The sequence below is a fragment of the Bradyrhizobium sp. AUGA SZCCT0176 genome, assembly GCF_018130145.1.
In the GTDB taxonomy this organism is placed as follows: domain Bacteria; phylum Pseudomonadota; class Alphaproteobacteria; order Rhizobiales; family Xanthobacteraceae; genus Bradyrhizobium.
Genome location: NZ_JAFCMB010000026.1, coordinates 1 through 11,822 on the forward strand (window position 1 = coordinate 1; position 11,822 = coordinate 11,822).

Annotated in this window: 9 protein-coding genes; 6 read left to right on the forward strand and 3 right to left on the reverse strand. The window is 63.7% G+C overall.

From position 1 onward, the window contains the following. Window positions 1–359: 359 nt before the first annotated feature. Window positions 360–1,214 (reverse strand): SDR family oxidoreductase, encoded by an 855-nt coding sequence (locus tag JQ600_RS32620; RefSeq protein ID WP_212389176.1) that lies wholly within the window; start codon window positions 1,212–1,214, stop codon window positions 360–362. 217 nt (window positions 1,215–1,431) lie between these two features. On the opposite strand from JQ600_RS32620, the gene JQ600_RS32625 reads away from it, so the two are divergent. Then, window positions 1,432–2,928 carry an aldehyde dehydrogenase family protein gene (locus JQ600_RS32625; RefSeq protein ID WP_212389175.1) on the forward strand — a complete coding sequence of 499 codons (1,497 nt, stop codon included), beginning with the start codon at window positions 1,432–1,434 and terminating at the stop codon, window positions 2,926–2,928. Between the two features lie 156 nt (window positions 2,929–3,084). On the opposite strand, the gene JQ600_RS32630 is transcribed toward JQ600_RS32625, so the two are convergent. Continuing rightward, window positions 3,085–3,462, reverse strand: coding sequence for a winged helix-turn-helix domain-containing protein (locus JQ600_RS32630; RefSeq protein ID WP_212262959.1), 378 nt, complete (start codon window positions 3,460–3,462; stop codon window positions 3,085–3,087). Window positions 3,463–3,599: 137 nt separating this feature from the next. On the opposite strand from JQ600_RS32630, the gene JQ600_RS32635 reads away from it, so the two are divergent. The 3 genes from JQ600_RS32635 to JQ600_RS32650 all read left to right on the forward strand — a co-directional run bounded on the left by JQ600_RS32635 (window position 3,600) and on the right by JQ600_RS32650 (window position 7,557). Further along, complete coding sequence (locus tag JQ600_RS32635; RefSeq protein WP_212389174.1) at window positions 3,600–4,727, forward strand: alkene reductase; 1,128 nt, start codon at window positions 3,600–3,602, stop codon at window positions 4,725–4,727. A 162-nt stretch (window positions 4,728–4,889) separates the two neighbouring features. Next, a complete protein-coding gene (locus JQ600_RS32640) occupies window positions 4,890–5,402 on the forward strand; it encodes a GFA family protein (protein WP_249136204.1) in 513 nt (170 codons plus the stop codon). A gap of 490 nt (window positions 5,403–5,892) precedes the next feature. Continuing rightward, a complete protein-coding gene (locus tag JQ600_RS32650; RefSeq protein WP_212389172.1) occupies window positions 5,893–7,557 on the forward strand; it encodes a thiamine pyrophosphate-binding protein in 1,665 nt (554 codons plus the stop codon). Window positions 7,558–7,676: 119 nt separating this feature from the next. On the opposite strand, the gene JQ600_RS32655 is transcribed toward JQ600_RS32650, so the two are convergent. Next, window positions 7,677–9,065: an LLM class flavin-dependent oxidoreductase gene (locus JQ600_RS32655; RefSeq protein WP_212389171.1), complete on the reverse strand. Its 1,389-nt coding sequence runs from the start codon at window positions 9,063–9,065 to the stop codon at window positions 7,677–7,679. 184 nt (window positions 9,066–9,249) lie between these two features. Between JQ600_RS32655 and JQ600_RS32660 the strand changes: the two genes are divergently transcribed. Further along, window positions 9,250–10,635: a M20 family metallopeptidase gene (locus JQ600_RS32660; protein WP_212262955.1), complete on the forward strand. Its 1,386-nt coding sequence runs from the start codon at window positions 9,250–9,252 to the stop codon at window positions 10,633–10,635. A 164-nt stretch (window positions 10,636–10,799) separates the two neighbouring features. Further along, the gene (locus JQ600_RS32665; RefSeq protein ID WP_212389170.1) at window positions 10,800–11,645 is read left to right on the forward strand and encodes an IclR family transcriptional regulator; all 846 of its coding nucleotides are present in this window, start codon (window positions 10,800–10,802) and stop codon (window positions 11,643–11,645) included. Window positions 11,646–11,822: the final 177 nt, after the last annotated feature.

Consider the following 11,822-nt stretch of genomic DNA (forward strand, 5'->3'; position numbering starts at 1 on the left):
GAGAGCACGGCATAAGCCGTAAAGCCATTGCGCAGGGAAGGCCGGGTGTTCTCCGCTGCCCTGTATGCTCGTGTGCACTTTGTTTTGTGCAAACCGCACACGGGACCGCGGGTGCAGCGCGCATCCGGTCTTCCCTGCGCCCTCTCATTGAAGAGGGTAAGGAATTTCTGGCAAAGCTCGGGCGCAATACGTCGCGAGAATGCGAAGGCGTGTTTGCGATGCCCATCCACGTCGTCCCGGCCTTGAGCCGGGACCCATACGCCGCGGCCCATCGGTAAAAGCGCAGGCGTTAGAGACCTCCCGCAACAATAACCGTCACGGAGTATGGGTCCCGGCGTTCGCCGGGACGACACCGAGTTTTATCGCTCCCCCTTCACAAACCGCGCAAACGCCTCCGCATAATCCTTGTGCCAGCGCGACAGCGCGGGGCGGTTATCAACGATGTCGCCGGCGGCCCACAGCATGCGCCGTTCGTCGAGTTGCCGCGGCACGTCATTGTCAGGGCACAGGATGTAGAAATCGCCGGCATCGATGCGTTCAATCATGAAGTCGACGGTCTGCTCGGGCGTCCAGGCACCATCAGGTTTCTCGGTGCGGCCGCGGGAGGTGAGGGCAGTGAAAACGTGACCGGGGATCATCAGGTGCGCGCTGATCTGGCAGCCATCGGTGTTACGCAGCTCATGCTGCAGCGCCTCGGTGAGCGCTTTGACGCCGGCTTTGGAGACATTGTAAGCGGGATTGCCGGGTGGCGTTGTAATGCCTTGCTTGGAGCCGGTGTTGATGATGAGCCCGGGCCGGCCGCGTTCGATCATGTGCGGCGCGAAAACCTGGGTGCCGTGGATGATGCCCCAGAGGTTGACGTTGAGAATGCGCTGCCAGTTCTCCAGCGGCCCAAAGCTGTTGCTGTCGGGGCCGATGCCGGCATTGTTCATCAGGATGTCGGTGCCGCCGAACCGCTTCTGCACCGCAGCTTCGAGCCTGGCGACGTCCTCAAACCGGCTGACATCGACCTCGGCGGTCATCACATCGGCGTCGCCGCCCTTGGCGACAGACGACAGTTTTGTGGCAACCTCCGCCAGCCGCGCGGCGCCGATATCGGCGATACAAACCTTCATGCCGAGGCCGGCGAACCGCATCGCGGTCGCAAGCCCGATGCCGGACGCGCCCCCGGTGATCACGGCGACATGATTGGCGGACATGGCAGGGTGGGGCATGCAGACTTCCTCCGGACACAAATCGGGTTACACTACTTATCAGCCCAAATCTTCATCAGGACAATATCGGCACGTACGAACCGGCATGGCAGGTCTTCATTTCCCGTCCCGCTTCCGGCGGCTCATTCCGCTTTACGGTTCGGAGCCCAACGATATAGTTATACAGATATAACGATCTTCATCACAATAACGGCTATCGATCCAAGGGAGTAAATACATGGCTGTATCACAGGCAATTCCGATCACGCGCCACCCCTATGCGGATGGTTCCTACAAGAAGATGCTGATCGACGGCCAATGGGTCGATGCGGCCTCCGGCAGGAAGTTCGAGACCCATAACCCGGCGACCGGCGAACTGCTCGCCACGGTGGCCGAGGGCGACGCCGAGGACATCAATCGCGCGGTGGCGGCCGCCCGCCGCGCCTTCGAGGGTCCGTGGAGCAAGGTCAAGCCGTTCGAGCGGCAGAACCTGCTGCTGAAGCTCGCCGATCTCGTCGAGAAGAATTTCGAGGAGCTGTCGCAGCTCGATACGCTCGACATGGGCGCGCCGATCAGCCGCACCCGCGGTACGCGGCTGCGCGTGCTCGGCATGCTGCGCTTTTATGCCGGGCAGGCCACCGCGCTGCATGGCGAGACCATCGAAAACTCGCTGCCCGGCGAGATATTCTCCTACACGCTGAAGGAGCCGGTCGGCGTCGTCGGCGCCATCATCCCCTGGAACAGCCCGCTAACCGCCAGCGTCTGGAAGATCGGCCCGGCGATTGCAACCGGCTGCACCGTGGTGCTGAAGCCGGCCGAGGAGGCGCCGCTGGCACCGCTGCGGCTCGCCGAACTCTGCATGGAAGCCGGCATTCCGCCCGGCGTCGTCAACGTGGTGCCGGGTTACGGCGAGACCGCGGGCGCGGCACTGTCCTCGCATTCCGGCGTCGACAAGGTCGCCTTCACCGGCTCGCACGTGACCGGGCAAGCCATCGTCAGGGCCTCCGCCGGCAACCTCAAGCGCGTGTCGCTGGAGCTCGGCGGCAAATCGCCTGATATCGTGTTCGCCGACGCCGACCTCGATGCGGCGGTGCCGGGTGCGGCGATGGCGGTGTTCGCCAATTCCGGCCAGATCTGCAGCGCGGGCACGCGGCTGTTCGTCGAGCACAAGATCTATGACGAGTTCGTCGGCCGCGTCGCCGAATTCGGCAAGAAGCTGCAGGTCGGCAACGGCCTCGATCCCAATACCCAGATCGGACCGCTGGTGTCGGCGGAGCAGATGAAGCGCGTCTCCAGCTATCTCTCGATCGGCCAGGAGGAGGGCGCCAAGGCGCTGACCGGCGGTACGCCGCTGACCGAAGGCGCGCTGTCGAAGGGCTATTTCGTGGCGCCGACGGTGTTCGCCAATGTGCAGGACAATATGCGGATCGCGCAGGAGGAAATCTTCGGCCCGGTGATTTCGGCGATCTCCTTCAAGGACACCGACGAGCTGATCGCGCGCGCCAACGCCACCACGTTTGGATTGGGCAGCGGCGTCTGGACCACCAATGTCAGCAAGGCGCATCAAATTGCAAAATCGCTGCGCGCCGGCTCGGTCTGGGTCAATTGCTACCAGGCGATGGATCCGGCGGTGCCGTTCGGCGGCTACAAGATGAGCGGCTACGGCCGCGAGTCAGGCAAGCAGCACCTTGAGGAGTATCTCAACGTCAAGGCGGTCTGGATCAAGACGGGTTAGGGCGTTAAGTCGTCCCGGCCTTGAGCCGGGACCCATACTCCGCGGCCCATCGGTGTGAGTGCTGGCGTTAGATGCCTTCTATAACAACGAGCGTCACGGCGTATGGGTCCCGGCCCCCGTGCGCAATTGCGCACTAGGCCGAGACGACGAGTAGTACTACCCCGCCCGCTTCTTCCGGCCGATCTCGCTGCGCAGCGCCTGCAACTCCTTGCGCGCCGCGCTCGCGGCGTTGCGTTCGATCTTGCGGTAGCGCTTGACCAGCGAGATGCCGAACGACGTCAGCACCGCGCCGCCGCCGTTCTTGCCGCCGGTCTGCCGCTCGACGGCGGCCTGCCGGCAGATGCGGTTGATCTCGTCGACCAGATCCCATGCCCGCTTGTACGACATCTCCATCGCGCGGCCGGCGGCCGAAATCGAGCCGCATGTGTGGATATTCTCCAGCAGCTGGATCTTGCCCGGCCCGATCCGGGCGTTTGCATCCAGATCGATGCGTACGCTGAGCGAAGGAAGCGATTTGGCACTCGATTTCGGCATGAAATGCTTGCTCACTACATCGGTTCGAGCGGGCTACCGCTTCGCTTTCAAAACAAAAGCTGCTCCAGTCTTTTACGGGCAAGCGGAACCGGTTACATACTCGTATGAATACGGAGAAGTTGGAGTTCCACACCGGCATGAATTACCCATCATTGTTTTCCCCGCTGCAGATCGGTCCCTACCAGCTCAAACATCGTCTCGCCCTGGCGCCGCTGACGCGGATGCGGGCGGAAAAGCCCAGCCTCGCGCCGCGGCCGCTGAACGCGGAATATTACGCCCAGCGCGCGACGCCGGGCGGATTGCTGATCGCCGAGGCCTCGCCCGTGATGGCGACGGGGTATGGCAGCCCCGGCGTCCCCGGAATCTATACCGAGCAGCAGATCGCCGGCTGGCGAAAGGTCGTCGATGCCGTTCACGCCAAGGGTGGCGTGATCTTCCTGCAGCTCTGGCATGTCGGCCGCGTTTCGCATTCCTCGTTCCAGCCCGGTGGCGTGCTGCCGGTGGCGCCCTCGGCGGTTACGATCCCGCCCGATCTGAAGACCGGGACGGCGGACGGCAAGGCCGTGACCTACGAGACGCCGCGCGCGCTCGAGACCTCCGAAATCCCTGATGTGGTCGATGCCTACCGGCAGGCGGCGAAGAACGCGCTTGCCGCCGGCTTCGACGGCGTCGAGATCCATGGCGCCAACGGTTATCTGATCGAGCAGTTCCTGCAGTCGCACACCAATCTTCGCACCGATCAATATGGCGGCGGAATCGAAAACCGCACGCGCTTCCTGATGGAAGTGACGCAAGCCGTGATCGAGGTCTGGGGCGCGAGCCGCGTCGGCCTGCGGCTGTCGCCCTACGGCATCGCCAATGGCAGCGGCGAGCCCGACCCGATGCCGCTCTATAGCCATGTCGTGCAATCGCTCAATCCGCTCGGGCTCGCCTATCTGCATTTCATCGAACCGCGCTCCAGCGGCGCCGGCCGCGCCGAGGTCAACCATCAGAACGTGCCGTCGGCGATGGTGCTGTTCCGCCCCATTTGGAAAGGCGTGCTGATCACGGCCGGCGGCTTCACCGGCGAGACCGCGAATGCCGCGATCGCGGCCGGCCATGCCGACGCGATCGCGTTCGGGCGGATATTCATCTCCAATCCGGATCTGCCGCGCCGCCTGCAACGCGGCTTCCCGCTGACGCCCTATAACCGCGCGACCTTCTATGGCGGCGACGTCGCCGGCTACACCGATTACCCCGCGCACGACGAGTTGGCGCAGGCGTGACCGTCATTGCGAGCGAAGCGACCTGTCCGCCGTAGCTCGAAGAGCGAAGGCGGAAGCAATCCATCTCACCGCGTAAGGAAGTATGGATTGCTTCGTCGCTTCGCTCCCTTGCACAAACGCTTTGCGTTTGTTGCAGGCAATGACGAAGCGTGAGGATCGAGCATGTTTCCGGAAGAGGAAACCGAAAAGAAAAAGGCAAAACCGGTGGCGGTGGGCAAACCCGCCGCCGGCCAATGCCTGTGCGGAAAAGTCTGCTTCGAGATCGACGTGCCGGCGCGCTGGGCCTGGCACGATCATACGCCTTCGAGTCGCCGCGCGCACGGTGCGGCCTACGCGACCTATGTCGGAAGCTGGCGCAAGCGCTTCCGCATTACCAAAGGCAAGACCTCCATCACGCGCTATGAAGACAAGGCCACGAAAGCCGCGCGCAGCTTCTGCAGCAGCTGCGGCACGCCGATCGCCTACGAGCGGCCGCGCTCGCCGCACATGGTCAACATCCCGCGCGCGCTGTTCACCGGCCGCACCGGCCGCCAGCCGCTCTATCACATCGCGATCGAGGAGCTACAGGAATGGGCCTATACCGGCGAACCGCTGGTGCCGCTGAAAGGCTTTCCCGGCGTGGTCTGGCAGCGCTCGAAAAAGAAGAAACGCGGTGGTCGCGAGGGGATGTTCTGATCTGCAACCCTTCGCGCGATGCCGAGTCCAGTAACTCGGGGTGCGTCTTACGGCTGATGTTCTAGAGGGCAAAATGTATGAAAAGTATACCTCCCATCCAATTGATCCCTGAGCCGTTAACCGATGAGGCTCGAAACCTGCCAAAATTCAAATGGGCTTCTAAAGAGATCGGGGCGAGGCATCGGCTTGGCGGCGAGCCGCAGTTCCTGCAAAATGAACAATGGCCAAATTGCCCGGCTGGGCACGGAAGGATGACATTCTATGGCCAACTGGATTCCATAAATGACGACATCTGCATTGCTGACTGTGGCATGATCTACGTGTTCATGTGTTTCGATTGCTATGAAGCGACGTCGATAGTTCATTCAAATTGAGCCCGGGGCACTGGCCACGCAATGCAGCCATGACCGCGCTCCATTTGATCTCACCATTGCCGATCGTCATGATGGCTTGATCCCGAAAGGTCAACGAGCCGCGGGCAGGAGGAAATATGAAGAATCGCATTACCGGGCGCTCGGCCTTTCTCGCGTTGCTGAAGGACGAGGGCATCACGCATCTGTTCGGCAATCCCGGCACCACCGAACTGCCTATCATGCACGCCCTGAAGGATCATCCTGACCTCACCTATGTGATGGCGATGCAGGAGAGCCTGGTGGTCGCGATCGCCGATGGTTACAGCCGCGCCTCGGGCAAGCTTGTCGCCTGCAACGTCCACGTCGCGCCCGGCCTCGGCAATGCGATGGGCTCGCTGTTCAACGCGGCCTTCACCGGCACGCCGATGATCCTCACCGCGGGCCAGCAGGAGCAGGGCCACGGGCTGATGGAGCCGGTGCTGTATGGCCCGCTGGTGCAGATGGCGGAGCCCTTGGTGAAATGGGCGGTCGAGGTAACGCGGCTGGAGGATCTGCCGCGCATCGTGCGCCGCGCCGCCAAGATCGCAACCACGCCGCCGACCGGGCCGGTGTTCATCTCGCTGCCGGGCGACATCCTCAACGCCGAAGCCGGCATTGAGCTCGGCCGCTCCACCCGCGTCGATACCCGCGTCAAACCGTCGGACGAAGCGCTCGGGGCGCTGGTCGCGCGCATCCTCAAAGCCGAGCGGCCGGTCATCATCACTGGCGACGAGATCGTCAAGAGCGACGCGCTAAAGGAAGCCGCGCAGTTCGCGGAAACGATCGGTGCGCCGGCCTATCAGTGCTCGACGCCTTACGGCGCACACTTCCTGTCGGAAAGCCCGTGCTTCATGGGCGCGCTGTCGCGCCTGCAAAAGCAGGTCCGCGAGGTGCTGTCGCCCTACGACCTGATGATCGTGCTCGGCGCAGATCCCCTGCGCATGTCGGTCTACAGCGAGGTTGATCCGTTGCCCGATGGACTCGGCATCGTGCAGATCGGCCTGGTCGACTGGGATCTCGCCAAGAACTACGGCGCCGAGATCGCGCTCAAGGCCGATGTGAAGGAAACCCTGCGCGCGCTGGTGCCGGCGCTGAAGGCCGCCGGCGGCGGCGCGCTTGAGACGCGTGCGAAGCAGGGCGTGGCCGCGCTGGCGCCAAAGAACTGGACCGCGAAGCGCAAACCGCTGATCGAACAGATTGCAAAAGCCAGCACCAAATCGCCGATCGATCCGGACTGGCTGGCGCTGCAGGTGGTCGAGGCGATGCCGGACAATGCGATCCTGGTCGACGAAGGCCTGACGTCGTCGCGCCAGATCCTGGCGCTGCGGCCGCACCGCGACCGCTACGGCTATCACGCGCTGGCCTCGGGCGGCATCGGCTGGGGCCTGCCGGCTTCCGTCGGCGTCAGCCTCGCCAATCCCGAGCGGCCGGTGGTGTGCTATTCCGGCGACGGCAGCTCGATGTATTCGATCCAGTCGCTATGGACCGCGGCGAACCACAAGCTGCCGCTGACCTTCGTCATCGTCAACAATGGCGGCTACCGCATCATCAAGCAGCGCCTGCTCGCCTTCCACGGCGACGATCATTATGTCGGCATGGACTTCGTCGATCCGCCGGTGGATTTCACCGGCGTCGCAAAATCGCTCGGGCTGGAAGCTATACGCGTCACCGATCCCGGCCAGTTGAAGTCCGTGCTGTCGTCGGCGATCGGTCGCCCCGGCACCAAGCTGATCGAGGTGGTGGTGAGTAATTCGGTGAATTGATTGAATGCTGTCGTAGGGTGGGCAAAGGCGCACTTGCGCCGTGCCCACCATCCATCCAGATCTCGGTCTCCAATGGTGGGCACGCTTCGCTTTGCCCACCCACGGACTACGGAGACGTTCTACTCCGCCGCCTTCACCCGCACCCCCGGCCGATACTGGCTCGCCGGGTGCTGCGCCGTCAGCCGCGCGCGGCCCTCGCCGAACAGCTTCTCGCGCAGCGTGCCCTCGGCATACGCGCTCTTGTATCGTCCGCGCCGCGTCAATTCCGGCACCAGCATGTCGGCGATATCCTCGAAATCGCCGGGCGAGGTCGCGAAGGCGACGTTGAGGCCGTCGACGTCGGTCTGCTCGAACCAGGCCTCGATATCGTCGGCGACCTTCTCGGGCGTGCCGACCACGACGGGTCCGGCGCCGCCGATGCCGACATGCTCGACGACTTCGCGCACGGTCCAGACCCGGTCCGGATCGGCGCGGGTGACGTTATCGAGCGCGGTGCGGCCGGCGTCGTTCTGGACGTGGCGGACCTGCTGGTCGAGGTCGTAGCTGGAGAAATCGACGCCGGTCCAGCCCGACATCAGCGCAAGCGCACCCTCGGGATTGATGTGCTTGCGATAGTCGGCGTATTTCGCCTTCGCCTCCGCCTCGGTGCGCCCGAGGATGATCGTCATCATGCTGAACATCAGGATCTCGGCCGGGTTGCGTCCGATCTCGCGTGCCAGGTCACGGATCGCCGCGACGCGCGGTCCGATGATCTTGGCCGACGGGCCCGACATGAACACGCATTCGGCGTGCCGGGCCGCGAACTGCCGGCCGCGCGGCGAGGTGCCGGCCTGGTACAGCACCGGCGTGCGCTGCGGCGACGGCTCGCTCAGATGAATCGCGTTGAGCCGGTAATGATTGCCCTCATGCGAGACGGGATGCACCTTCGCAGGGTCAGCGAAGATGCCGCGCGCGCGGTCGCGCAGCACGGCTTCGTCCTCCCAGCTGCCTTCCCAGAGCTTGTAGACCAGCTCCATATATTCATCGGCGATCTCGTAGCGGTCGTCATGCGCGGTCTGCTTGTCCTTGCCGGCTCCGCGCGCGGCGCTGTCGAGATAGCCGGTCACCACGTTCCAGCCGACCCGTCCCTCGGTGAGGTGGTCGAGCGTCGACATCCGGCGCGCGAACGGATAGGGCGGCTCGAACGACAGGTTGCTGGTGACGCCGAAACCGAGATGTTTCGTCACCGCCGCCATCGCCGGGATCAGCATCAGGGGTTCGTTCGCCGGGGTCTGCGTAGCGTTGCGCAGCGCCGCGTCGGGGCTATTGCCGAACACGTCATAGACGCCGAGCACGTCGGCGAGAAACAAGCCGTCGAACCGCCCGCGTTCCAGCGTCCTGGCGAGATCAAGCCAATAGGGCAGGCGGTTATAGTCGAGGGTACGGTCGCGCGGATGGGTCCACAGCCCGGGCGATTGATGCGCCACGCAGTTCATGGCAAAGGCGTTGAGCCGGATCTGTTTCTTCATGATGGTGGAACCTTGGGTATTCCCGGATACGCCGCCGGGTCGGGTACCGGGCTGTTGGCGGAAACTGTTGCATTCCATGAGGGTTAGCAAGGCCCTATTCGGCGCAACTCGCGCTACTTCCAGTAGATGAGTTGTCTGGCTACACTAACGAGTGATACGTTCGCGAGCGCGAAAGGAAAAAGACATGGCAACGAGAGCCGACGCGATTGAAAATGTGCGTCAGCAGTTTCACTCCGGCGAATTTCTCGCCGAGCTCAACCGCAGGGTCGGTTTTCCTACGCAGAGCCAGGAACCGTTGCCGGGCGATCCCTTGCGCGCCTATCTCGTGGAAGGACTGCAGCCTGCCTTTGAAGAGCTCGGGTTTTCGACCCGGCTGATCGAGTCGCCGATCGGCAAGGGCCCGTATCTGCTGGCAGACTATCGCGAGGATCCGTCGTTGTTGACGGTCCTCTCCTACGGCCATGGCGACGTCGTGGGTGGCATGGTCGGTGAATGGCGCGACAATCTCAACCCGTGGCAGACCACGACCAAGGGCGATCGCGTCTACGGCCGCGGCACCGCCGACAACAAGGGACAGCACAGCATCAACATGGCGGCGTTGCGCGCCGTCCGCGAAGCCCGTGGCGGCAAGCTCGGCTTCAATGCCAAGTTCATCATCGAGACCAGCGAGGAGATCGGCTCGCCGGACCTGGCTGAGGTCTGCGAATCGCTGCAGCAGGAACTTAAGGCCGACCTGTTGCTCGCTTCCGATGGTCCACGGCTTTCGGCGGATCGTCCCACCATCTTCCTTGGCTGTCGCGGCGGCGTGCGAATTCATCTCGACGTCAACCTGCGCGAAGGCGGCAATCATTCCGGCAATTGGGGCGGCCTGCTCGCCAACCCCGCGACCATCCTGGCAAACGCCATCGCCGCGCTGGTCGATCACAGGGGGCGGATGAAGCTCGACATCATGAAGCCGCCGCGCATCTCGAACCTGATCCGCGCAGCACTTGCCGATGTGGAGGTCGAGCCCACGGCGGATGAGCCGCAGGTCTCCGAGAATTGGGGCGAGGATGGCCTGTCGGCCGCCGAACGGGTCTATGCCTGGAACACGCTGGAAGTGCTGGCGATGTCATCGGGCAACATCGAGCAACCGGCGAACGCCATCCCGGGCGTAGCTCGCGCCGTGCTGCAGCTTCGCTTCGTGGTCGGCACCGAATACGAAAAGGTGGTCGACGCTGTCAGGACCTATCTGCACGCCAATGGCTTTCCGATGGTGGATGTCAGCGGCCAGCAGAGGTTTGGCGCGTCGCGTACCGATTTGGATAGCCCCTGGGTCAACTGGGCGGCGAACTCGATCCGGCAGACCACCGGAAAGGCGCCGGCGATCCTGCCGAATATTGGCGGTTCGCTGCCCAACGGCGTCTTTGCCGAAGGGCTCGGTCTGCCGACGATCTGGATTCCGCATTCCTATCCCGGCTGCTCGCAGCACGCACCGGATGAACACATCCTCCTGCCGGTCACCGAGGAAGCGCTGGCCATCATGGCGGGCCTGTTCTGGGACTTGGGCGAGATGCCGCGTAGACCGTGATGCCGGCAATGGTTCGCGTGACGGAATAAGAACGATGCTGCGGCGCGAAAATGCCGTTTCGTGCTATAAAATTTAGCTCAGCGTATCGTCAGGCGAAATATTGCTCTGTCGCCCGCGCGCCGCGCTCTCTAGGATCAGGGGAGCGCGATGCGGGGAAGGGCGGCATGAACGCGACGTCACCTAAGAAGAAGCCATCGCTGTCCGTCGTCGGGCAGCCGGCCAATTTCAACGCCATCCAAAAAGTCTGCGCGATCCTGCGTGTGCTGGCGCAGAACGCTCCGCTGCGGCTGACCGAGATCGCCGACGTCACCTCGCTGAACAAGGCGACGGCGCTGCGCATCCTCGGCTCGCTGATCGAGGAGGGCTTTGTCACCCGCGTGACCGGCGCAAAAACCTACGAACTCGGCCAGGAGGCGCGGGTGATGGCGGTCAGCGCGCGCCGCACTGTCGACATCGCCGAACTGGCGCAGCCGAGCCTGCTGCGGCTTTCGGAGCGATCGGCCGATACCGCGCTATTGTCGGTGCGCAGCGGCGTCGAGGCGCTGTATCTGGCGCGTTCCGTCGGCAGCCATCCGTTGCAGCCCAATTACCTGCAGATCGGCAGCCGGCGGCCGCTCGGGGTCGGAGCCGGCAGCCTTGCGCTGATGGTGTGGCTGCCGGACGCCGAGATCGACGCCATCATCGAAATCATCATGCCGCGGCTGGCGAAATCGCCGCGTATCACATCGAAGTATCTGCGCGAGCGGATCGTCGCGGCGCGCAAGCATGGCCACACCGTGCAGATCGACGTCGCGCTTCCCGGCATGGGCGGGGTCGGCGTGCCGATCCGCGACGATGCCGGGCAGGTGATTGCGGCGCTGAGCGTCGGCGCCTCCAGCGACCGGATCAGGCGGCGCGAAACCGAGCTTGCGGAGATGTTGAAGAAGGAAGCGCTGATCCTGACACGGGCAATGGCGCAGCCGGCGAAACCGGGTGCGCTCAAGGTGATCAAGCCGAGCCAGGGGGCTTGAGGGATCAAGCCCCTTCATCCAGCGCGACCAGCTCGCGCATGCTCAGTCTGAGCGTTCAACTGACCTGGGCCTATAATCAAGGTAAGCTATAGGTCGCGGTGGCTTGCGAAGGCCTAGGCTTTCAGGCCATCATAGGTCCGGTCGGACGGGGTGGTTCCGTTCAGTTTGCCAATGTGG